Annotated in this window: 22 protein-coding genes; 14 read left to right on the top strand and 8 right to left on the bottom strand. The window is 71.4% G+C overall.

The annotated features are described in order from the left end of the window. Window positions 1–20: 20 nt before the first annotated feature. The 3 genes from efeU to STRTUCAR8_RS26895 form a co-directional block, all read right to left on the bottom strand. Window positions 21–2,054, bottom strand: a complete 2,034-nt coding sequence (efeU, locus tag STRTUCAR8_RS26885) for an iron uptake transporter permease EfeU (RefSeq protein WP_006379246.1) — start codon at window positions 2,052–2,054, stop codon at window positions 21–23. A 247-nt stretch (window positions 2,055–2,301) separates the two neighbouring features. Next, window positions 2,302–3,234, bottom strand: coding sequence for a M48 family metalloprotease (locus STRTUCAR8_RS26890; RefSeq protein ID WP_006379208.1), 933 nt, complete (start codon window positions 3,232–3,234; stop codon window positions 2,302–2,304). Beyond that, window positions 3,234–3,602 carry a BlaI/MecI/CopY family transcriptional regulator gene (locus STRTUCAR8_RS26895; RefSeq protein WP_006379126.1) on the bottom strand — a complete coding sequence of 123 codons (369 nt, stop codon included), beginning with the start codon at window positions 3,600–3,602 and terminating at the stop codon, window positions 3,234–3,236. Before STRTUCAR8_RS26895 ends, STRTUCAR8_RS26890 begins: the two co-directional genes overlap by 1 nt. Before the next feature lie 99 nt (window positions 3,603–3,701). Here STRTUCAR8_RS26895 and STRTUCAR8_RS26900 point away from each other — a divergent pair, with 99 nt between their 5' ends. The 6 genes from STRTUCAR8_RS26900 (at window position 3,702) to STRTUCAR8_RS26925 (ending at window position 7,975) form a co-directional block, all read left to right on the top strand. Continuing rightward, entirely contained in the window at window positions 3,702–4,388 is a 687-nt protein-coding gene (locus STRTUCAR8_RS26900) for a DedA family protein (RefSeq protein WP_199791712.1), read from the top strand. After that, a complete protein-coding gene (locus STRTUCAR8_RS26905) occupies window positions 4,385–4,990 on the top strand; it encodes a phosphatase PAP2 family protein (RefSeq protein WP_006378636.1) in 606 nt (201 codons plus the stop codon). Before STRTUCAR8_RS26900 ends, STRTUCAR8_RS26905 begins: the two co-directional genes overlap by 4 nt. Beyond that, window positions 4,987–5,715, top strand: coding sequence for a phosphatase PAP2 family protein (locus STRTUCAR8_RS26910; RefSeq protein ID WP_006378731.1), 729 nt, complete (start codon window positions 4,987–4,989; stop codon window positions 5,713–5,715). Before STRTUCAR8_RS26905 ends, STRTUCAR8_RS26910 begins: the two co-directional genes overlap by 4 nt. Continuing rightward, window positions 5,669–6,331: a response regulator transcription factor gene (locus STRTUCAR8_RS26915; RefSeq protein WP_006378919.1), complete on the top strand. Its 663-nt coding sequence runs from the start codon at window positions 5,669–5,671 to the stop codon at window positions 6,329–6,331. Before STRTUCAR8_RS26910 ends, STRTUCAR8_RS26915 begins: the two co-directional genes overlap by 47 nt. Then, a complete protein-coding gene (locus tag STRTUCAR8_RS26920) occupies window positions 6,328–7,683 on the top strand; it encodes a sensor histidine kinase (protein WP_006378980.1) in 1,356 nt (451 codons plus the stop codon). Before STRTUCAR8_RS26915 ends, STRTUCAR8_RS26920 begins: the two co-directional genes overlap by 4 nt. 100 nt (window positions 7,684–7,783) lie before the next feature. Beyond that, a complete protein-coding gene (locus STRTUCAR8_RS26925; RefSeq protein WP_158697474.1) occupies window positions 7,784–7,975 on the top strand; it encodes a hypothetical protein in 192 nt (63 codons plus the stop codon). A 55-nt stretch (window positions 7,976–8,030) separates the two neighbouring features. Here the strand turns inward: STRTUCAR8_RS26925 and STRTUCAR8_RS26930 are convergent, their stop codons facing one another. The 3 genes from STRTUCAR8_RS26930 to STRTUCAR8_RS26940 are packed head-to-tail and all read right to left on the bottom strand — an operon-like array spanning window position 8,031 to window position 11,254. Then, a complete protein-coding gene (locus STRTUCAR8_RS26930; protein WP_006379068.1) occupies window positions 8,031–9,302 on the bottom strand; it encodes a COG4705 family protein in 1,272 nt (423 codons plus the stop codon). Window positions 9,303–9,341: 39 nt separating this feature from the next. Continuing rightward, window positions 9,342–10,610, bottom strand: a complete 1,269-nt coding sequence (locus STRTUCAR8_RS26935; protein ID WP_006378753.1) for a sensor histidine kinase — start codon at window positions 10,608–10,610, stop codon at window positions 9,342–9,344. After that, entirely contained in the window at window positions 10,601–11,254 is a 654-nt protein-coding gene (locus tag STRTUCAR8_RS26940) for a response regulator transcription factor (RefSeq protein WP_006379027.1), read from the bottom strand. The genes STRTUCAR8_RS26935 and STRTUCAR8_RS26940 overlap by 10 nt, the downstream gene beginning before the upstream one ends. A 117-nt stretch (window positions 11,255–11,371) precedes the next feature. On the opposite strand from STRTUCAR8_RS26940, the gene STRTUCAR8_RS26945 reads away from it, so the two are divergent. From STRTUCAR8_RS26945 to STRTUCAR8_RS26955, 3 genes are all read left to right on the top strand, one after another. Further along, window positions 11,372–11,710: a DUF1801 domain-containing protein gene (locus STRTUCAR8_RS26945; RefSeq protein WP_006379272.1), complete on the top strand. Its 339-nt coding sequence runs from the start codon at window positions 11,372–11,374 to the stop codon at window positions 11,708–11,710. A 121-nt stretch (window positions 11,711–11,831) separates the two neighbouring features. Continuing rightward, window positions 11,832–12,164, top strand: a complete 333-nt coding sequence (locus STRTUCAR8_RS55825; protein WP_006378949.1) for a hypothetical protein — start codon at window positions 11,832–11,834, stop codon at window positions 12,162–12,164. A 395-nt stretch (window positions 12,165–12,559) separates the two neighbouring features. Continuing rightward, window positions 12,560–14,326: a hypothetical protein gene (locus STRTUCAR8_RS26955; protein WP_006378787.1), complete on the top strand. Its 1,767-nt coding sequence runs from the start codon at window positions 12,560–12,562 to the stop codon at window positions 14,324–14,326. A gap of 31 nt (window positions 14,327–14,357) precedes the next feature. Here STRTUCAR8_RS26955 and STRTUCAR8_RS26960 read toward each other — a convergent pair whose 3' ends face one another. After that, window positions 14,358–14,810 (bottom strand): GtrA family protein, encoded by a 453-nt coding sequence (locus tag STRTUCAR8_RS26960; RefSeq protein WP_234372666.1) that lies wholly within the window; start codon window positions 14,808–14,810, stop codon window positions 14,358–14,360. 423 nt (window positions 14,811–15,233) lie between these two features. Next, window positions 15,234–16,538, bottom strand: a complete 1,305-nt coding sequence (locus tag STRTUCAR8_RS26965) for a HAMP domain-containing sensor histidine kinase (protein WP_044472960.1) — start codon at window positions 16,536–16,538, stop codon at window positions 15,234–15,236. A gap of 217 nt (window positions 16,539–16,755) precedes the next feature. Between STRTUCAR8_RS26965 and STRTUCAR8_RS26970 the strand changes: the two genes are divergently transcribed. The 5 genes from STRTUCAR8_RS26970 to STRTUCAR8_RS26990 are packed head-to-tail and all read left to right on the top strand — an operon-like array spanning window position 16,756 to window position 22,262. Continuing rightward, entirely contained in the window at window positions 16,756–17,406 is a 651-nt protein-coding gene (locus STRTUCAR8_RS26970; protein ID WP_006378962.1) for a hypothetical protein, read from the top strand. Between the two features lie 12 nt (window positions 17,407–17,418). Further along, entirely contained in the window at window positions 17,419–18,150 is a 732-nt protein-coding gene (locus STRTUCAR8_RS26975; RefSeq protein WP_006379268.1) for an ABC transporter ATP-binding protein, read from the top strand. Next, a complete protein-coding gene (locus STRTUCAR8_RS26980; protein WP_006379158.1) occupies window positions 18,137–18,850 on the top strand; it encodes an ABC transporter ATP-binding protein in 714 nt (237 codons plus the stop codon). Before STRTUCAR8_RS26975 ends, STRTUCAR8_RS26980 begins: the two co-directional genes overlap by 14 nt. After that, window positions 18,847–21,495 (top strand): FtsX-like permease family protein, encoded by a 2,649-nt coding sequence (locus STRTUCAR8_RS26985; RefSeq protein WP_006379186.1) that lies wholly within the window; start codon window positions 18,847–18,849, stop codon window positions 21,493–21,495. Before STRTUCAR8_RS26980 ends, STRTUCAR8_RS26985 begins: the two co-directional genes overlap by 4 nt. Window positions 21,496–21,524: 29 nt before the next feature. Continuing rightward, the gene (locus tag STRTUCAR8_RS26990) at window positions 21,525–22,262 is read left to right on the top strand and encodes a response regulator transcription factor (RefSeq protein ID WP_044472961.1); all 738 of its coding nucleotides are present in this window, start codon (window positions 21,525–21,527) and stop codon (window positions 22,260–22,262) included. Window positions 22,263–22,264: the final 2 nt, after the last annotated feature.

Consider the following 22,264-nt stretch of genomic DNA (forward strand, 5'->3'; position numbering starts at 1 on the left):
AGGTGCTTCGTCGGCGGTCATCAGGCGGACTTCCGGATCTCCAGCAGGTCCGGCACCGGCGCCAGGTCCTCCAGCAGTTGCCCGACGACGCCGTTCAGGCGGGCCCGGGTAGCCCGGTCGAGACGCTCTACCGGGGTCCAACTGCCGCCGTGGTGCGCGGAGTCGAGCAGCTTCTGCAGCCGGGCGATGTCGGCGTCGACCGTGGTGAGCAGGTGCGCGGCGCGGGTGACCAGCAACGGACGCAGGACGGTGAGGAGTTCGCGGGTGCCGGTGAGGTTGGCGTCGGCGGTGGCGAGTTCGGTTCCGCTGCCCTGGTCGGCGTCGCCGGTCAGCTCGAACTGGAGGGTGTTCTCCAGGATCTCGTGGGCGCGCAGGGGCAGGTCGCCGGGGTCGAAGTCCTGGGCGGGGAAAGCGTTTCGCAACCCGGCGGCGTCCGCGGCGAGCTGCTTCGCGGGGGCCTTCAGCTCGCTCGCATGCTGCCCGTTCCACAGCCCGTACTCGATGCGGTGGAAGCCGGTGAAGTTCTTGTCGTGCACGCCGCCGGGCAGCCCGTCGGGTCTGCCGTTGATCTTCTGGTCGAAGTCCTCGAAGGTGCCGTAGGCGGCGCCGAGGGAGGCGTAGGTGCGGTGCGCGGCCAGCCAGTCCGTGCGCGCCTCGTCGAGGTGGCCGGCGTCGATGTCGTCGCTGAGCCGGCGGGTCTGGCCGACGAGGGCGGCCAGACCCTGGTTGACGTACGTCTTGTAGGACGTGAGGGGCGCGGCCAGGTCTTTCTCGGAGACGGGTACGACCGCTCGGGTGCCGCCAGCGCCGCCGGTGACCCGGACGGCCTGCGAGGTGACGGCCTTTCCGCCGGTGGGCACGCAGCGCCATGCGTACGATCCGCCGGCGACGGTGGCGACGAGGTCGCGGGTGGTGCCGGGAGCCAGGCCCTCGATCTCGCCGTAGACCGCGTTGGTCGCCGGGTCGACGAGGTAGACCTCGGAGGTCTTGTCGCCGGTGTTGTGCATCTGGAAGGTCTGCCGGCCCGCTCGGGGCGCTGTGAAGCCCTTGCCGCACTGCGTCTCCGAGACGGCCACCGTCTGGGCGGCGGCGGGCTTGGAGTCGCCGAAGGCGACCACGAGTCCGGCGAGGACCGCGGGTACGGCGACCACCGCGACGGGCACCACCCAGGCGGGACGGTGCCAGGTCGACGCCCCCGCCTGGGCGGGCTGCCTGGGCTCCGGTGCAGCCGGTCTCGCCACCGGGGCACGGACGCCTTGCACGAACAGGCTCATCACCACGGCGAGATAGCCGACGTACGTCAGCACCTGAAGCCACGTCATCGTCGGCGTCAGGTTGAACACGCCCTGGACCAGGGTGCTGTACCAGGAGCCGGCGTCGACGCTGCCGCTCAGGTCGACGGCGTACGACGTCTTCCCGGGCAGTACTCCGCCCTCCTGCAGGTCACGCAGGCCGTAGCCGAGGACGCCGGCCGCGATGACGATGAGAACGGCGCCGGTGGCGGTGAAGAACCTCGTCAGGTTGATCTTCAGAACCCGGCGGTAGAGACCCCAGCACAGGCCCGCCGCGAGGACGAGGCCGATGCCCGCGCCGGTCAGCGGGCCGGTGGACTCGTCGGCCGCGCGGGCCGTGGTCCACAGGAACAGCGCGGTCTCCAGCCCCTCGCGGCCCACCGCCAGGAACGACGTGACGATCAGCATGCCCGCGCCCATCGTCAGCGCGTCGGTGACCTTGTCCCTGATCTCGCCAGAGAGGCTGCGCGCCGAGCGGCGCATCCAGAACACCATCGCGGTGACGAAGGCGACGGCCACCACGCTGAGTGCGCCGCCGAACGCTTCCTGGGCGGTCGCCGAGAGCGAGGCTGCGGTGAAGGTGAGAACCGCGCCGAAGCTCATCGCCAGCGCGATTGCGGCCAGGACGCCTGTCCAGACCTGCGGCAGCCGAGACTGCGCGCCGGCCCGTACCAGGGTGGCGACCAGGATGGAGACGATGAGTCCGCCTTCGAGTCCCTCCCTCAGTCCGATCAGAAAACTCGGAAACGCGTCGTCCCACATGTGCAGCGGCCCTTCCTGGCACGTCCCCGGCCCTGGACGGTGGCACGACTTAGCGAAGGCATGCCTTACTTCCGCCCACCATCATGACTACATGCGTGTCGTCGTTCGGTCATGCGGAGGTCATGGCGAAGCAAAGACCGCACGGTTCTCGATGTGCGTCGCGCCGTCCGAGTGCGGCACCGTCAGCTGGCCATCGACCCCCGCCCACGCCTGGGCCAGTCCCGCCTGGCCTGCGTCAAAGAAGCAGTCAGCGGGACTCTTCGCCCTGGGCGACCTCGACGTCGTGATGGAAGGCGATGGCGCCGGTCGTCGCGGCGGTGGCGGACAGGGCCGCGCAGGTGGCGAGGAGGAGGGCGACCCAGTACACCGACCGCCGAGTGCGTCGCGCGGGAGCGGCGAGGAGGGCCGCGACGCGCCGGGGAACCGGGCCGGTGGTCGCCGCGGGGGCGAAGACCGGGCGGGTGGTGCGCGCGGTCTGGCCTGCGAGGGCGGCGCGGGCGATGGCGCGGGCCAGCAGGCGGCGGTCACCCACGGCGGCGGCCGCGGCCTCGTCGGCGTCGCGTTCCGCGGCCAGCCGGATGGCGGTGCGGACGAGGCGCAGTGCGGGGTGGCAGTGGGCGGCGAGTTCGGCGGCGGCCAGGAAGTAGTGGTGACCGCCCCGGTTGTGGGCGCGCTCGTGGGCGAACAGGGCCTCGCGCTCGCCCGGGCCGAGGCTGCGCAGCATGGCGGTGGTGACGACGATGCGGTGCGGGCGCCCCGGCAGCGCGTACGCGTCCGGGTGCGGGGAGTCGACCACGCACAGGTCGCCCGCAGGAGGCCGTCGGTCGGCCTCGGCGCGGGCGGTGCGGAAGGCGCGCGTCTGGCGCAGGGCCGAGTGCGCGAGGGTCGAGGCACCGATGGTGAGCGCGCCGGTTGCGATGGCTGTCGCAGGGAGGATCAGGTAGCCCGACGGCGTGCGCAGGGGATGGACGAGTTCACCCAGCGCCGCGAACGCCGGCAGCTTGAGCAGTCCGGTCAGCACGAGGGAGCCCAGGGCAGCCACGCAGCCACCCGCCAGCACCAGGGCGGTGGCGGTGAGCGCCCACAGCGCGGTGACGGGGGCCAGCCGGTCGAGGGCTCGCCGAGTGAGCAGCGGCATCGCGAAGGGCAGCAGCAGCGGAATCAGCAGCAGGGCGGTCATCAATCGTCGGCCTCCAGCAGCTGGCGCAGAAGCTGTTCGTCGTCCGGATTAAGCTGGGCGACGAAGCGGGCCAGGACCGTCTCCCGGTCACTGTCGCGGTCGAGCTCGGTATGCATGCGTCGGGCGGTGAGCCCCTGGGCGTCCTGCACGGGGTAATAACCATAGCCACGCCCCTGCGGACGGCGGTCGACGACACCCTTGTCGTACAGGCGGGACAGGATCGTCGTCACCGTCGTGCGGGCCAGGTCGGAAGCGAGTTCGGCCTGCACCTCACCCGGGGTCAGGGCCGTCTCGGCGGCCCACAGGGCGGCCATGACGGCCGCTTCCAGCTCGCCGGCCGGTCGGCGCTCGTCCTTCGCGTCGGTCATGGGAACGATCCTCACCCCATCGTCGTCTACAGTTCAGTAGACCGTCTACAGAATTGTAGTCACTCGGGTGGCGCTTTCGCGTGCCCCCGCACATCCAGTATGAGAGGGCCTGCGTTCATGATCGCACCCTTGTTCGCATCCTCACAGCTCGCGGTGAACGTCCTGAGCGCGCAGTCTCTGCTGGCCGCCTTCGGTGTGCTGGGGGTCGGCGTGGTGATGTTCGCGGAAACCGGGCTGCTGGTCGGCTTCTTCCTGCCCGGCGACTCCCTGCTGTTCACCGCAGGTCTGCTGTGCACGGGGAGCGGCCAGCACGGCGTGAAACTGTCGCTCGCGCCGCTGCTGGTGGCCGCGGCTGTGGGTGCCCTTGCCGGTGCGCAGTGCGGCTATCTGCTCGGCCAGAAGGCCGGCGGGGCCCTCCTTGCGCGCAGCCGCTCGGCCCGCCTACACGAAGGGGCCCGGCGGGCCGAGGAGCTGTTGGAGCGGTACGGGCATGCGAAGGCCATCGTGCTGGCCCGGTTCGTACCGGTGGTCCGCACGGTGCTCAATCCGATGGCGGGCGCGCTGGGCGTACCGGCGCGGACCTTCACCGTGTGGCAGGTCGCCGGCGGACTCGTGTGGAGTCTCGGGCTGACGCTGGGCGGATACGCGCTCGGCTCCTCCGTCCCGAACGTGGATCGCTACCTGCTGCCCATGGTCGCCGTGATCGTGGTCGTGTCGTTGATTCCGGTTGCCGCCGAGCTGTACCGCTCCCGCCGGGCGGCCAAGGCGAAGGAGGTACGTGGATGATCCTCGCCTTCGAAGGTTCCTCGATCGACGGCTCCGCCTACACCGACGTGGTGGAGCTCGCTCACCGCTCGCCCGGCTGGCTGGACGACGTCGTGGCGGCCTGGTCGACGTACGGGCTGGCGGTGTTCGCCGCGCTGATGGCCGTGGCCTGGTGGCGGGCGCGGCGGGTGAGCCCGGCTGCCGCGGTGACCGCGCTGGCCGTTCCGGTGATCGTCGTCGCCGCATACGGGGTGAACGACGTGCTGAAGCTGCTGGTACGCGAGGACCGGCCCTGTCAGAGCCTGCACGTGATCACGCTGGAGGCGTGCCCTGCGCCGGGCGACTGGTCCTTCCCCAGCAATCACACGGCCATCGCCGCCGCGGCCGCCATGGCCCTGCTCTTCGTCTCCCGTCGGCTCGGCGCCGTCGCGGCCGTGGCGGCCTGCGCCATGGCGGCCTCCCGGGTCTGGGTCGGCGCGCACTATCCGCACGACGTCGCCGCAGGAGTGATCGTCGGCGCCCTCCTCGCGGCGCTCGCGATGGTCACGCTGCGCCGCCGACCCGATTCGCTGGTCCGGTGGATCACCGGCACGCGGCTCCGCCCGCTGGTGCTGGCGTCATGAAGCGCAGCGATCTCGGCGAGCTGGCCGGCAGCGTCGGCCTGGGGGCGTGGACGGCGTTCGGCGTACTGACCATGATCGTGATCGGCGACGGGCAGCCGCTGTACGGGGATGAGGACCTGCTGTCCTGGTCCGTCACTCACCGCCCGGACATGGCGGTGGCGCTGGCCCGCGGTCTGACCGCCACCGGGACCGGCGTCATCCCGTACGTCCTCGCCGTACTGGCGGGGATCATCGCCGGACGCACCCTGCGCCGCCGGGCCCTCGCCGCCGCGCTCTGTCTCGGCTGCCTCGGGGCGGGGCAGGCGGCGCGGTACGGCGTGATGGCGCTCGTCGCCCGGCCCCGGCCCGCCCACGCGGACTGGGCCACGCACGCTTCGGGGTGGGCGTTTCCCTCCGGCCACACCACGACGGCCGCGCTCACCGCGGGACTCCTTGTCATCTCCGTGTTCGTGCGCGCCCCGCGCGGCAGGACCCTGCTCGCCCTCGTCTTCGGCTGCTGGGGCGCGCTGGTCGGACTGACCCGCGTCTACCTCGGGGTGCACTGGTTCACCGATGTCGTCGGCGGCTGGCTGTTCGCCCTCGGCTGGCTGGGGCTGTGCCTGTGCGCCGCTACCTGGTGGCTGCCCGAAGAGTTCATCACAGGAACGACGGACACAGACCCAGAGCCGACGGAGGACCATGCGCCACAAGATCCTGGTCGTCGAGGACGATCACGCCCTGCGTGACATCCTGCTGCGCGGCCTGCGCGACGAGGACTTCGACCCCCTGCCGGCCCCGGACGGGGCATCCGCCCTGAGGCTGGCCACCGGTGACATCGCCGCCGCCGTCCTGGACATCGGGCTGCCCGACGCGGACGGCCGGGACGTGTGCCAGGCGATGCGCGCGAACGGATTCCTCTCCCCGGTCATCTTCCTGACCGCCCACCACCGGCTCACCGACCGGCTGTCCGGGTTCTCCGCCGGGGGCGACGACTATCTGTCCAAACCGTTCCACCTCGCCGAACTCGCTGCCAGACTGCGCGCGGCCGTCAAACGCGCCGCACCCCTCCCGGTGGCCACGGCCGGTGATCTGGTCCTGGACGCCGTCCGGCACAGCGCCGGCGTGCGCGGCACCCATGTCGACCTCACACCGACGGAATTCCGCCTCCTGGCGGCGCTCATGGCGGCATCCGGGGGAATCGTGCGCCGATGCGAACTGGTCAGAGCGGGGTGGCCCGAGGGAGCCCAGGTCAGCGACAACACCCTTGACCAGTACCTGACCCGGCTGCGCCGCAAGCTGCGTACCGCGGGCAGCGATCTGACGATTACCACCGCCCGCGGGATCGGCCACCGCCTGTCATGAACTCCGTGTACTCCCGGCTGGCACCACGCACCCTGCGCGGCCGCCTCTCCCTGGTGGCCCTCACCACCGCCACCCTGCTGATGGTGATCCTCACCGTCGCCTTCAACACCGTCATCCGCCACCGCCTCCAGCACCAGGCCGACGACGAACTGCACACCCGGGCCGCCGCCGTCGCCACCACCATCGACACCAGCGGCCCCACGGCACGCGTCCTGGAAACCTCCAACGACCAGCTTCTCGACGCGAACGTGTGGATCTACACAGGCACTCGGCTGCTCGAACAGCCGCCGTCCACCACCGCTCTCGCTCACGCCGCCGACAGCCTCGCGCGGCAGGGTGGGACACACTGCCTGACCGCCGAGGAACCAGACCCCGCCCGGCTGTGCAGCCGGCCCGTATCCGGTGGTGGCCGGAGCACGGCGATGATCGTCACCACGCTGGACCTCACCCCCTACCGCAACTCGGCAGCCACCCTGCTGTGGGCATCGCTGTGCCTCGACGCGGTGATGCTCGCCTGTACCTACCTGCTGACACGCCTCGCCGTCGGACGCGCGCTGCGTCCCGTGGCCACCATGACCGACCAGGCCACCCAGCGGAGCGCCGACGCCTCAGAGGAACGCTTCGGCGACGTGCGACGCCCGACCGAACTCACCCGCCTCGGCGCCTCGTTGGACGCGCTGCTGGACCGCATCCGCGCCGTCCTGCGCCATGAGCAGCAGCTGACCGGCGAGCTGTCGCACGAACTCCGCACCCCGCTCAGCCGGATCATCGCCGAACTCGACTGGTGGCAGGCCCGTCCGCGCTCTGCCGCCGAAACCGCAGCCACCCACGACGTGATCGCCGACGCCGCCCGGTCCATGCGCAGCATCTGCGACACCCTCCTCGACGACGCCCGCGAGGGCACAACCACCGCCCCTGGCACGGCCGAGATCCTCCCGGCACTGCACCGGCTCGCCGCACGTCTGCAGGCCCCGGCTCAGGTGACCATCGACGTGCGCGGCGACGGCGTCCCGCTTCAGGCCGGCGTCCAGACGGCCCTCCTCGAACGCATCGTCAGCCCGCTGCTCGCCAACGCCGTCCGGTACGCCACCTCGCACGTCACCGTCACCGTGAGCCGCGAGCTCGCCGGTGTACGCATCGACGTCGGAGACGACGGTCCCGGGGTACCCGAGTCGTTCGCGGCGCACCTCTTCCAGCCCGGTCGGCGGGCCGACCCTGACGACGGACACGGCGGAGCGGGCCTCGGGCTGCCGCTCGCGCGACGCCTGGCCCGCTCCGTCGGCGGTGACGTGACGTGCGACCCCGGTCACAAGCCCGGGGCGCGGTTCACCGTCAGACTGCCCGCTGGGTGACTTCTCGAGGTCGGCGTGGGTGAGCCAAGCGCAGTCGAACCCGTCGAAGACCTCACCGTGCCGAACGCCGGCCTCGGCCGTGCGGTTGAGGGTTCCGACGTTGTACGCCACGGCGCTCTTCGCGAGCGTTGCCGCCTCCGCCCAGGCCCGGGACGGGGACGCGGGAGCCGCTGCGGTGGACGACGTAGGCGAGCTGGTGATCGGCGAGGAGCCAGTTGGCAAGGTTCTTCGCGGCCTGGGCCCTGTCCACAGTTCGCCGGCGTCTGTCGAGGCGGCACGGTTCTCCGCGTAGCCCGGCCACACTCAACCCGCTGACCGGACGAGGTGGCCGGGCGCCGGATGGTCTGTCAGCCCATGTCCGTCAGGAGGGCGCTCAGTTCCTTCGCCTGCTGCGGAGGCGGCATCGGCGGGTTCGAGTGGTCGATGCCGAAGGTCCCCAGCACCTTGTCCATCTGGGCGTCGATGGAGGTCCAGCCGGTGTCGTCCAGCGGCTGGAGCGAGTCCTGGTCGGCATCCCACAGGTCACGCAGCGACTGGGCGGCCGTGTGCGCGCCCTTCGCGTCCCCCGAGCGTGCGTCCTTGAGCGAGGTGGAGGCGAGAGCCTTGAGCGCGGCGACCTTGGCGGGCGGGAACTTCTTCACCGCCTGGCCGGGAGCCATCTGGACGGCGGAGGTGTTGTCGGCCTCCGGCGCCGGGCCGGTGTGCGGCTGGCCGTGGGCCCAGATCAACAGGCCCGTGGTGGCGACGGCGAGCAGTCCGAAGCCGGCCAGACCGACCCGCTCCTTTCGCAGGTCGCCGGTGGTGTGGGTGGCGTGGGCGGCCTCGTAGGTCTCGGTCACGTCCGAGCGCGTCACCGTCAGGTAGACCACGGTCGCCAGGATCAGGCCGAGGAAGATCAGACTGGTGGAGAAGGTGCCCAGCGCGAGGCCGGTCGGCTCGCCCGGCTGAGCGACCTTCGGGGAGGCGAGCCAGTCGCCGATGTTCGCGCCCAGCGGGCGGGTAAGGATGTAGGCGAGCCAGAAGGACAGCACCGGGTTCGCGCCGAACTTCCACAGCGCCGTGATCGCCGCGATGAGGCCGAGCGGCAGCAGGACCGAGGCGCCCGGGCTCCAGCCGGTGAGCTCGAGGGTCCAGTCGCCGGTCGCGGTGCCGAGCGCGAAGGTGACGAGAACGGCGAGCCAGTAGAACGACTCGCGCGGAAGCGTGGTGACCGAGTGGATCGACAGCGTGCGCTCGCGCAGCCACCACACGCCGAAGACCACCGCGAGCAGCACCGAGAACACCGCCGAGCTGATCCACAGCGGCACGTTGAGCTGGTCGGTCAGGATGTCGGTGTACAGGGTGCCCGTGACGCTGACGACGACCACGGTCAGCCAGTACGGGAACGGCACGTACCGCTTCAGCCGCAGCTGGACCGCCAGGACCACGACGAACACCGCGGTGAAGATCCAGGCCGTGTTCACCAGGCCGACGCCCAGCTTCATGTTGATCCAGTCGGCGAAGCTCTCACCCACGGTGGTGCACAGGATCTTGATCACCCAGAACCAGATGGTGACCTCGGGGACCTTGTTGAGCATGAGGGGCCCGCTGCGCGTACGGGCTTCCGCTGTCGTTGTCATGCAGGGAGGTCTACCGGGGGGAACCTGCAAGCAACCTGACTACGTGGATCCAGGCGCGGCCGGGAGTGTCACCTCGAGGTGGCCGCGGCCGTCCGCGATCGCACGGACCTCCACACCGGCCGAGGCGGCGATGCGCCGGACCACCGACAGCCCCAGCCCAAATCCATCGCCGCCGGTCACACCCGCTTCGAAGACCCGCTCGACCTCTTCGGGAGCGAACCCGGGACCGTCGTCCAGGACATCGACCACGATGGTCTCGCCCTGATTGCGCGCGGTGATCCACACACGGGACTTCGCATGCCGCAGGCCGTTGTCCAGCAGGGGTGACAGCAGCGACACGGCGACGTCGGGCGCCATGGCCACCTCGATCTTCGCGGGAAAGGCGACCTCGACCGCGCGACCGCCGATCGCCTGCCGCGCGGCGGAGCGCAGATCGCACCGGGTCCCCTCGTCCGTGCGGGCGCGCGCGGCGCGCAGGATCGTCGTGATCGCCGCGTCGAGGCGGTCGACCTCGCTCAGTACCGCCTCCGGCGGCACCGGCTCGCCGGACAGCTGAGCCAGCTGCGCCTCGCCCCGCAGGACCGTGAGCGGTGTCCGCAGTTCGTGGGCGATCTCGTCGGTGAGCCGGCGCTCGTCAGCCAGTGCGTTGTCGACGCGCTCCAGGAGGCGGTCCAGCGTCTGTCCCAGTTCCCCGAACTCGTCGCGGGGCACGCCGAGGTTGAAGCGGCGCCCGGGTTCGTGATGGCCCCAGTCGTCGGCGAGGGCGGCCATTTCGTGCACGACCCGCAGCGCGCGGTGCACCACGAGGTGCGCGACACCGCCGGCGAGGACGATCGTGAGGCCGCCCAGGATCAGCGACAAGGTCAGACTGCGCTGCTCGGACGTCTCATAGGGCGTGAGATCCACCCGGACGACCACCATCACGTGGTGGCCGTCGACCGGGACCTGCCGCGCGTACAGGAGGGAGTCGCCGACGGTCGCCGTCTGCGAACGCCCCGAGTCCACCAGCTCCCCGACACGCCTGACCACGCTCTTCGGGACGTTCCCGTCGATCAGGCGGCCGTCGGCATACACCCAGGCGACCTCGTCCAACGCCTCGCTGCCGTTCTCCGTGAGCACGACACGGCCGCCCTTGGCGGTGACGTTCGCCGCGACCGCCTCGGCGCGTGTACGGGCCAGATCGTGCGCGTCGGCGTCCGTCACCTGGCTCAACAGCACGTGCGAGACCACGACCAATATCGCGACCACGGCGGTGGCGATCAGCACGGTGAGCGCGACGACGCTTCTGCGGAATCCCGTCACTGCCATCGGTAGCCCACGCCGCGGACGGTCGCCAGACGCCCGGCCACACCCAGCGGACCGAGCTTGGTCCGCAGCCGGCGCACATAGGAGTCGAGGGTGTTGTCGCTGACGTGCGCCCCGTGCGGCCAGCCGGCGGCGACGAGGGCGTGGCGGCGCACCGCGTCGCCCTGCGAGGCGATCAGGCGGCCCAGTAGCCGGAACTCGGTCGGGGTCAGGCTCATGCTCACCGCATCGTAGGTCACCATGTGCTTCGCCGGATCGAGGACGACCTCGTGCGATGCGGGCGCCACGGTGGCCCGGCGCAGCAGCGCCCGGACGCGGACCAGCAGTTCCGGGATGTCGAAGGGTTTGGTCATGTAGTCGTCGGCGCCTGCCTCGAAGCCGCCCACCTTGTGATGCAGGCCGTCCAGGGCGGTGAGCATCAACACCGGCACGTCGACGCCGCGAGCCCTCAGTGCCAGGCAGACATCGCGGCCGTCTGCGTCCGGCAGCCCGAGATCCAGGACGATCAGCTGGGGTGCCGGTGCGAGCTGCCGCAGCAGGCTGTCTGCCGTGGCGGCGACGGAAACGGTGTGACCGTCGTGCTCCAGGGCACGCTTGAGGATGCCGCGAACCGCCGCGTCGTCTTCGCACACCATGATGAAAGCCACGTGCTGACCCTAGATACTCGCGTCCCAGTACTCCATCTGCCCAGATCAGCCACCTGGCGCTCGGGCACGACCGGCCGAGGCGCAGCGGGGGCTCACGGGAGGACCACAATGAGTGACATGGATCGTGTACAGGAGTACATCGACGCCATTCCGCCAGGTCACCGCCCGCTCTTCGACCGTGTCAGCGGGCTGATCTTGAAGGAGTTCCCGCAGGTGAGCGTGGCACTGTCGTACGGAATGCCCACCTACCGGGTCGGAAAGCGCAGGCTGTACATCGGGGTCTGGTGGCACGGCGTCTCGATCTATGGGTGGGGAACAGACCGCGATGGTGGCTTCAGCGCCCGCCATCCCACGCTGATCAGCGGAAAGGCCACCATTCGGCTGCGGTCCATGGACATGGCGGCCGTCACCGACGACGAACTGCGCGCCCTCATCCGTGCCGCTCTGACGGCCTGACCGGGGGCCACTCTCCTCCTGGGCCGGGCGCGGCCAGCGGCCGGCGAAAGCAGGTGGCAGGCCGACCTGTCCGAGTAGATCGGCGACTCGTTCGTGTATGTCACCCTTCTCCGCATCAGCGATGCAGGCGCAGGGGCCGACCGACCGTGGTGCCTACGGTGTGGCCGGTACGGCCGTGCCGGAGGTACGGATCGTCGGGGTCGAGCCAAAGGGTTCGACCGCCTTCGGTCCGCCCGACACGGGCGACCTGCTGGGCGAGGGCGCGAAGGTCGGTGACCTCAAGGCGTTCGCCACCGCCCGGGCCGTCGCCCGCCGCACGGCCTGCTCATCGGCGGCTCCGCTGGCGGAGTCACAGACACGTACAGTCACGGCCGGCGCCATACGACGGCCCACCTGCTGGGCGACCGCAGCCGGCAGGAGCGGGAGCGGGAGCGGGAGCACGAGGGGGACGTAGACGTCGATCCTTCTGGGCCGCTCTCACCGAGCAGGTCGCGCAATGCCTGCTCCTCTTCGGAACGCGGTCCGCTGACTGCTGGAGGACGGCGACCGGATCGGGACCACGGTTGAGGGCCTGGTGCAGGGCCTCGGCGGCGCGAACCCGCGCGCAGCGGATCCAGTCCGTCCAGGCAAAGTTGACGCTCCGCCACCCAAAAATCATGCATGTCGGCGTTCAGAGCCGCCGCACAAGCCGTAGCCGTGATCGCGATGCAGATCAACAGTGCGTTGAGCACCTGGTACGCGCGTCCACGGCGATTCTCAGACCAGCGCCACGCTTTCCTGTTCCGCTCTCACCTCAGCTGGGCGAGCCTGGAGTGCCCGTCCTCCCTTTACCTGGTGTAGTTGCCGAATATGGAGAAAGTGGATTCGGTCGCCTATACCGCCGACACCGGAGGCCGGCGACGCTACACACGCCGACCCGCCGCCGACCCGCCGTGGACTGACGACGACGCGGTCAACTCCCAGCAGTGGCACCGCGGCATGACGTTGATCGCCACGATCAGTCTGTTCATCGGCACCCGCTCGGCCTGGACCCAGGCGATGCTCTCCCATCCGCCCGCCGCCGGGGTCATCTCACTCTGTTACGCCGGGATCCTCGTGTGCGGGGTGCTCGCCCTGGTCGTACGGGGCCGGCGGGCCCTGGTCCGGGTGGACATCACGGTTCTCGTCCTCGCGGTGGCCCTGGTGGTCTGCGGTTACTGGCTGAATCACATCGGCACGGACGAGGGCGTACTGACCGGGCAGGCCGCGAACCAGATCGCGCACGGCCGCCCCGTCTACGGACAGCCCTGGCCCTGGCTGTTCGGCACGTCCAATTCCGGCCTGACCAAGACAATGTCCGGCTCATATGACTACACGTACGGCTATCCACCGCTGACCGCCCTGCTCGCCGCCCCGGTCCACGCCTTCCTGTCCTCCTCGGCGGCCGCCACCCTGGTCACCACGGGGGCGCTGATCGCCGGAGCGGTCACGCTGTGGCTCATGCTGCCCGCCCCCTGGCGGTCGGCGGCAACCGCCGTGTGCCTCGGCTTCGGCGTCCTCCCCGGCTACGCCCGCTCCGGCTACCCGGCGATCGTCGCCCTGGCCCTGCTGATCCCGGTGGCGGTCCGCTGGCCGGCCACCGGAGCGGGCGGACGCCTGGGACGGTGCGGGATCCTGCGGGCCGTGTGCCTGGGCGCCGCCTGCGCCGCCCAGCAACTCGCCTGGTTCTTCGCCCCGTTCCTTCTGATCGGCCTGTACGCGGTACGGCGCGGTGAACTCGGGGCCCGCCCCGCGGCAGCCGTGCTGGCCCGTTTCGCCGGAGTCAGCGCGGTGACGTGGGTGGGGATCAACGCCTACTTCGCCGCTCAGGGCTTCTCCGCCTGGTGGCACGGCCTGCTTCTACCCCTCACCCAGAAGGCGATCCTGCACGGCCAGGGCCTGATGGGCATCTCCTACTACTTCACCGACGGCAGCAGCCGCCTCGACTACTACTCCTACGCCAGCCAGCTGTTCCTGGTCGGCCTGCTCGCCGCGACCCTGCTGTTCGTCCGCCGCCTGGGAACGGCGCTGACGGTCCTGCCCTGGCTGCCCTTCTACCTCGCCATCCGTTCCCAGGACGGCTACTTCCTGATGATGACCCCGCTGTGGCTGGCCGCCGCGGCGACCGTCCCCGCCCTCTCTCTGGCCTCCGCCTGGCAGCCCCGGATCCCCCGCTTCACAGGCCGGGGTGCCAAGGCCGCCCTCTGCGCGGCGCTCGTCACGCCGGCCGCGCTGTGCGCCGGAATCGCCGCCTCCAGCCCGCCTCCCCTGCGTATGACGCTCACCACCCGCATCAGCGACCAGCCCCATCCCGCCGTCACTGCCGTAACGGTGAAGGCCGTCAACACCACCAGCACCGCCCTCACCCCTCATTTCGCCAGCCGCATCGGCCAGGGCGCCTCCAACTGGTGGACCGTCACCAGTGGGCCAGCCACACTCTCCCCGCGCAGCGCGGCCGTATACGTCGTACGGCCGGCCGGCGGTCACCGCCCCGTGCCCGGCGCGCATCAGCGCATGTACCTCGTCGCCGTCACCGGAAGCCCGATGACGATCAGCACCGCCCGCGTCGAGGTCACCATACGGCCCCCCAGCCGCTGACCGGCGGGAATCGCACCCGAGGACACCTCCCTCAGCGCCGCACTCGGAACACCCAGGTGCGGTAGGACCAGAAGCGGAAGAGGGTCGCGCACGCGATCCCCGCGACCTTGAAGAGGTTGCTCTCAAGCGCCGAGTCCCAGCCGAACCAGTACGTCGCGACGTACAGCACCCCGTTCTCGATGACCAGGCCGACGACGCTGAAAAGACAGAAGAGAGCGAACCCCCCGACGCGGCTCTGCGGGTCCTGGTGCCGATAGGCGAAATACCGGAAACCCAGGTAATTGAAAACTATCGCCACGATGGTCGCGATGATGCTGCATCGCACCACGGGCAGAGTCGTCACCGCTCGGCTGAGGTTGAACACGGCGAGATTCACCCCGACGCCCAGCCCACCGACGGCACCGAACCTGACGACCTCCTGAAGCAGAGCGGGAAGCTTCTTGCGCTTCGTGTCCGCCTCATCCGCTTTGTGCAGGGGACGCACAGTCCTCCAGAGGTTCGAGCTTCGCACGGTCGTGCCCAGGAGTTGATATGCAGGGCCTCGTAGATTTTCTGACACACCGAAGCGTTTTCGCTCGTCAGGCTTGGCCGTGACCATGCGGATGGTCAGTCCCTCGGCTCACCAGGCCGCCGCTGCCGTGCACGCTGCCGATGGCCGGTTCGGCGCGTACTCGGCCCTCCGTACGGGACCGTGATGTCGCGCCCGCGCTCCTCCTTCGCCGCGACGGCTTTGCCGTCGGCCCGGTTTCGGTACGGTGAAGCCGTTGCCGCACTCCGTGCCGCGGACGGCCACCGTACGGGCGTCCGCCGGTGCGACCGGCCTCGCCACCGGGTCACCATGACCGTTTCGGGGCTGTCCGGCGTCCGGCCGGACTCGCCGTGTTCCGGCGGTCGCACCCGCCTCCGGTCATCCGCCCCGCGTCCCTTCCGCGGACCGCACCGGGAGCAGCAGCGTGAACGTTGTCGGCGCGCGGTTCGTCAGAGAGAGCCGGCCCCCGAGAGAGAAAGCCAGGTCGCGGGCGAGCGCGAGGCCGATGCCCGTGCCCGCCCCGCCCTCGGTGTGGCCACGCTCGAACAGGCGTGCGGAGTCGCCGTTCACGGTGCCCTCGTCGGCGATGTCGAGGGCGAGGGCGTCGTCGAGGTCGCGGACCGTGACGCGCACGGTGCCGTGTCCGTGAACGCGGGCGTTGTCGAGCAGCACACCGAGGATCTCGGCCACGGGTCCGCCCGGGACGCGTACGTCGTCCGGCGCCTCACCCGTGTCGCACTCCAGGCGTCTGCCGTCGCGGGCGAACAGCCCGTGCCACCGCTCCTCGGTCTCCCTCAGCAGGCCCGCGACCGCCCGGTCCGGCTCGACCGGTCGGGGCAGCCCCGCTGAGGCGGACAGCCGCAGGACCTCCTCCACGGTGTGGTGCAGCCTGCGGGTGGCGTCCAGGGCCTCCTCCAGCACGGGGCGGGTGTCGTCCTGTTCGAGTCCGGTTTCCAGGGTGAGCTGGAGGCCGGTCAGCGGGGTGCGCAGTTGGTGGGAGACATTGGCGGTGAAATCGCGTTCGCGGCGCAGGAGTTCGGCCAGGCTGTGCAGCATCTCGTTGTGGGTGCGGGCGACCTGGTCGATCTCGGCGATGGTGCTGGGAGCGGCCCGCGCGGTCAGGTCGCCGCCGGTGACGGCCCGGCAGTGCCGTGAGAGGTCCTCCAGGGGAGCGGCGAGCGCCCGCGCCTGTCGGCGGGCCACAAGGACGGCCACGGTCAGCGCCAGTACGGCCGCGCCGAGGAGGATGGCCCAGCCGACGAGGACGCGGTCGCGCACGTCCTGGACCGCTGAGGAGACGCGGACGACGCCGATGACCCGCTCGTCGTGGGAGACGGGGACGGCGGCGACGATCTCACTGCCCCCGGTCGACCGCGTGACCTTGCCAGCCAGGGCCCGGCGGACCGTGTCGTCGCCGGTCCGGGGGCCGCTGCCCGCGCGCAGCCGCAACTGCGGGTCGTAGAGGCCCAGGCGCCCGCCGGCCGGGGGCGGCGGCAGCTCCACCGGGTCCCCGGTCGCGTAGTCCGGACTCACGCGGACGGCGCCGGCCAGGGCCGCTCGCTCCAGGGCGTCCCGCTGGGCCGCGTACAGGGATGACCTGATGGCGAGGGCCAGGGGGACGGCCAGGAGGACCAGGGCGACCATGACGGCGGTGAGGGCCACGCGCACCACACGCTGTCTCATGCCCCCATGATGCGTGCCGTCGGCCTGCCCGTACGGGACCGGCCGCACGCTTTTGCCGTCGTCTAACCCTCGCCGTGCGGTGCGTTAACCGGCCGCCTCCTAGCGTCGTTGCCATGACCGCCCGGTCGGCGCACAGCCCCCGGCCGGCAGCTCGTCTCCCCCGCTCTTTCCAAGCGTTCCAGGCGTTTTCCAGGCATTTCCCAGGAGGGCAGCAACGATGGCACGCGTACATGTCTTCGGCGTCGTCGGGCTCGTACTCGCCGCGGCGGTGACCGCCGGGTGTTCCGGTTCCGGGGCCACCTCCGGCTCGGGTTCCAGCTCAAGTTCCGGTGCTGCTTCCACCACCGCTTCCGCTGGAGGCTCGGGCAGCAGTCCGGCGCCCACCGAGTCCAATCCGCCCGGCGACATCCCTGACAACCAGGCGTTCGTCGCCTACCAGCCGTCCGGTGGCGCGTTCACCGGGTTCACGGTGAAGGTGCCCGAGGGCTGGGCCCGTACCAGCCAAGGCGGCACCACCGTCTTCACCGACAAACTCAACCGCGTCCAGATCTCCGCCGCTGCCACGTCGAGCGCGCCCACGGTCGGCTCGGTCACCCGCCAGGTCGTGCCCCAACTACGCGTCCAGGTACCGAAGTTCACAAGCCCGAAGGTGTCCGCGGTGACCCGGAAAGCGGGTGGGGCCGTGCTGCTGACCTATCAGGGTGACTCCGCCGCGAATCCGGTCACCGGCAAGGTCGTGCGCGACGCGTTCGAGCGGTACGCCTTCTACCGGCAGGGCCACGAGGTGGACCTCACCCTGTCCGGCCCGGTCAACGCCGACAACGTTGACCCCTGGCGCATCGTCAGCGACTCCTTCACCTGGAAGTAAGGAGTGAACACCATGCCGGTCCCACCGTCCGACGAGGCCCTCACCGCGCGGGAGCTGTACCGCTTCTTCCGGGCCGGCGAGGAGGAGACGCTCGCCCTGCGCGGGGTGTCCCTGCGGGTGCGGCGCGGTGAGACGATCGCCGTGGTCGGGCCGTCCGGAGCGGGCAAGTCCACCCTGCTGTCCTGTCTGGCCGGGCTCGACGAACCCTCGGGCGGTGAGGTGCGCGTGGACGGCGTACGCATCAGCCACCGGCCGGAGACCGAACGAGCCCGGCTGCGCGCCCGGAACATCGGCGTTCTGCTGCAGAGCCGCAACCTCGTCGCCCACCTCAGCGTGCGCGACAACGTCCGCCTGGCGCACAGCGCCGTGCGCGGCCGGCCGGCCGTTCCGGCGGGAGAGCTGCTGGACGAGGTGGGGCTCGCGGGGCGGGCACACGCGCTGCCCCGGCAACTGTCGGGCGGCGAGCTGGCGCGCGCCGGTCTGGCCGTCGCGCTGGCCAACTCCCCGGCCGTCCTGCTGGCGGACGAACCGACCGGCGAACTCGACGGCGGCACCGAGCGCCTGATCCTTCAGATGCTGCGCGACCGCGCCGCCCTGGGCTGCGCGGTGCTGATCGTCACCCACAGCGCCGAAGCCGTCCGGATCGCCGACCGGGTGATCGCTCTGGACGACGGCAGGGCCCACGAGAGCTCCAAGTACCGGGCAGGCACGCAGCAGCAGGAGGCCCACGATGTCGCCCCGTGATCACTCCGTACCGGCCGATAAGCCCGTGACGTCGGTGGACGAAGTGCTCGTCGACTGCCGGGACGCGGCTCTCACCTTCGGCCGCGGCTCGATGGCCGTGGTGGCGGTGCACGGAGCGAACCTGCGGATCCGGTCCGGGGACCGGCTCGCCATCGTCGGCCCGTCCGGATCGGGCAAGTCGTCCCTGCTGCATCTGCTGGCCGGGCTCGAACAGCCCACCAGCGGCACCGTCACCCGGCCCGCCCTGGACGGCCCGCGCGGCATGGGGATCGTCTTCCAGGGCGACAGCCTGATCCCCGCCCTCGACGTGGTCGAGAACACCGCGCTGCCGCTGGTCCTGGCCGGAGTGCCGGACGCCGAAGCGCAGCGGTCGGCCGCCGAGGCCCTCGCCCTGGTGGACGCCGCCGATCTGGCCGAGCGACTGCCGGAGGAGATCTCCGGCGGGCAGGCCCAGCGCGTCGCCGCCGCCCGCGTCCTGGCCCAGTCCCCCCGGCTGATCCTCGCCGACGAACCCACCGGCCGACTCGACCACACCACCGGCGGGCACGTCCTGGACGCCCTGCTGACCGCGGCCGACCGGACAGGTGCGGCCCTCGTCGTCACCACCCACGACCCGGCCATCGCCGCGCGACTCACCACCCGGCTGGCCATGCGCGACGGCCGACTGCTCACCCCGGCCGAATCGCAGGAGGCGTCATGAACACCGCATGGGCCCGCGGGCTGGCCCGCCACCGCACCGGCCGGCTCCTGGCCGCCCTGGCCGGCATCGCCCTGGCCGTCGCCCTCGTCACCTCGCTCGGTTCGTTCCTCACCGCGTCCAAGGCGACCATGACACAGCGCGCCGTGCGCTCCGTCGCCGTGGACTGGCAGGTCGAGGTGCAGGCCGGCGCCGACCCGCGGGCGATGCTGTCCCTGGTGCGGAAAGCCCCCGGCATCCACAACGCCGTCCCGGTCGGCTTCGCCCACAGCTCCGCGTTCACGGCCCAGGTACAGGGCAGCACCCAGACCACGGGTCCGGGCATAGTGCTGGGCCTGCCCGACGGCTACCAAAAGCTGTTCCCCGGCGAGATCCGCCCGCTCACCGGCGGTGCCGGCGGAGTTCTGCTGGCCCAGCAGACCGCCTCCAACCTGCACGTCGCCCCCGGTGACACCGTCGGCATCCGGCTCCCCGGAACGGGCGTACGCCAGGTCCGGGTGGCCGGCGTCGTCGATCTCCCGCAGGCCGACTCGCTGTTCCAGAAGGTCGGCGCGCCGCCCCAGTCCCAGCCCACCGCGCCGCCCGACAACGTCGTTCTGCTCCCCTCCGACACCTTCACCTCGCTGACCGCCCAGGCGCCCGCCGCAGGCGTCACCACGCAGGTCCATGCCGCGCGCGACGCCAGGCTGCCCTCCGACCCGGCCTCCGCCTTCAACACCGTGACCCGCGGCGCCCACAACCTGGAGGCCCGTGCCTCGGGCGCGGCGGTCGTCGGGAACAACCTGGGCGCCGCCCTCGACTCCGCCCGTCAGGACGCCCTGTACGCACAGATCCTCTTCCTCTTCCTCGGTGTGCCCGGCGCACTCCTCGCCGCCGCGCTGACCGCCGCGGTCGCCGCGGCCGGCGGTGAACGGCGCCGCCAGGAGCAGGCGTTGCTGCGGCTGCGCGGGCTGCGGCCGGGCCGGATCGCCGCCCTGTCCGGTCTGGAAGCCGCGCTGGTGGGGGCCGGTGGCGGCATTGCCGGACTCGGCATCGCCGCGCTGACGGGCCGTCTCGCCTTCGGGTCGGCCTCGTTCGGGACGAGCGCGGGTTCCTGGATCCTCTGGTACGCCCTGGCCTTCGTGCTCGGTGCCGTCGTGGCCGCGGGCGCCGTCCTCGTCCCCGCACTGCGCGACCTGCGGGGCGTGACGGTCGCCGACACACGCAGGGCCGGGCGGCGTACGGGCCGCGTGTGGTGGATGCGCTACGGCCTGGACTTCGCGCTGCTGGTCTGTTCCTGGCTCGTCTTCCGCGCCTCGTCCGGCAACCAGTACGCCCTCGTCCTCGCCCCGGAGGGCGTGCCGAGCATCTCCGTGTCGTACTGGGCGTTTCTGGGCCCGGCCCTGCTGTGGTTCGGCGCCGCGCTGCTGCTGTGGCGGCTCACACTCCTCGCGCTCACCCACGGCCGAGCCGTGCTGGCCCGGCTGTCCCGCCCGCTGGCCGCGAACCTGGCGGGAACGACGGCCGCGGTCCTCTCCCGCCGCCGGCGGCCGCTGGCCCGGTCGGTGGTGCTGCTGGCGCTCGCGGTGTCCTTCGCGATCTCCACGGCGACCTTCAACGCCACGTACAAGCAGCAGGCCGAGGTCGACGCGCGGCTCACCAACGGCGCCGACGTCACCGTGACCGAGCCGCTGGGAGCGCGGACGCCGCCCAGCGCCGCCGCTTCTCTCAAGGTCTCCGGCGTACGTCATGTCGAGCCGCTCCAGCACCGGTTCGCCAACGTCGGCTCCGACCTCCAGGACCTCTACGGCGTACGCCCGGACACGATCACCTCCGCCACTTCCCTCCAGGACGCGTACTTCTCCGGAGGCAGCGCCGGCACCCTCATGCGCAAGCTCGCGAAGCAGCCCGACGCGCTGCTGGTCAGCGCGGAGACGGTCACCGACTTCCAGCTCTCACCCGGTGACACCGTCAACCTGCGGATCCAGGACGCCCGTACGAAGGCGCTGCGCACGGTGCCCTTCCACTACGTGGGCGTCGCCAAGGAGTTCCCGACGGCGCCGAAGGACAGCTTCTTCGTCGCCAACGCCTCCTACGTGGCCCGGGCCACCGGCAGCGACGCGGTCGGCGCCTTCCTCCTGGACACCGGCGGCGCCCACCAGCAGCGGATCGCCGCCCACCTGCGGGGGCAGCTCGGCACCAGCGCCATCGTCACCGACCTCACGCAGACCCGCGGCACCGTCGGCACCAGCCTGACCGCCGTCGACCTCGCCGGACTCACCCGCATCGAGCTGGCCTTCGCGGTGCTCCTGGCCGCCGGGGCCGGCGGACTCGTCCTCGCGCTCGGCCTCGCCGAACGCCGCCGCACCTTCGCCATCGCCACCGTGCTCGGCGCGACGCGACGGCATCTGCGCGGGATGGTCCTCACCGAGGCGATCCTGCTGATCGCGGGCGGTCTGGCCGGCGGCGCGCTCATCGGCTGGGCCCTCTCCGAGATGCTCGTCAAGGTCCTGACGGGCGTGTTCGACCCGCCGCCCGCCGCCCTCGCCGTCCCGGTCGCCTATCTGACGCTGACCGCGTTCGCCGCGACCGCGGCCGTCCTGGCCGCCGCGCTGAACGGGGTGCGCCGGGCCGCCCGACCCGCCGTCGAGGAACTTCGGGATCTGTGAACGCCCCGTCCGGCTCTACGCTGCCCAGCATGCGAACGCCCGTCACACCGGACCACAGCCGCTATCGGGTCCTCGTCGTCGAGGACGACGACACCATCGGCCGTCATCTGGAAACGGGGCTGCGCAGCAACGGCTACACCCCGACGTGGAGCCGGACCGGGACGGGCGCCCTCACCGAGTCCGCGCAGACCCCGTACGACGTGCTGCTCCTGGACCTGGGCCTGCCCGACATGGACGGCCTCGACATCGCCCGCACGCTGCGCGCCCGCCTCCCCGACCTGCTGATCATCATCCTCACCGCCCGCACGGACGATATCGACGTCATCGCCGGCCTCGACGCCGGAGCCGACGACTATCTGGTCAAACCCTTCAGCCTGACCGTGCTGCTCGCCCGGCTGCGCGCCCATCTGCGCCGCCGGGCCATCGACGCCCCGCCGCAGCAGCCGATCCGGCTCGGCGACCTCGTCATCGACGTCACGGCCCGCCGGTGCACACTCCACGACCGTGAAGTCGAACTCCGGCCCAAGGAGTTCGAGCTGCTCGCCCTGCTCGCCCGGCACGCCGGAGAGGCCGTGTCCCGCGAGGTGCTGATGGCGGAGGTCTGGGACGAGAACTGGTTCGGCTCCACCAAGACCCTCGACGTCACGATGGCCGGCCTGCGCCGCCGCCTGGCTGACGCGGCCTCGTCCCCCGCGGCGCTACCGAGGATCTCCACCCTGCGGGGGCACGGCTACCGTCTGGAGCCCCACGCGCCGCCGCCCGTCTGAGG

This window comes from Streptomyces turgidiscabies Car8, from assembly GCF_000331005.1.
Taxonomy (GTDB): Bacteria; Actinomycetota; Actinomycetes; order Streptomycetales; family Streptomycetaceae; genus Streptomyces; species Streptomyces turgidiscabies.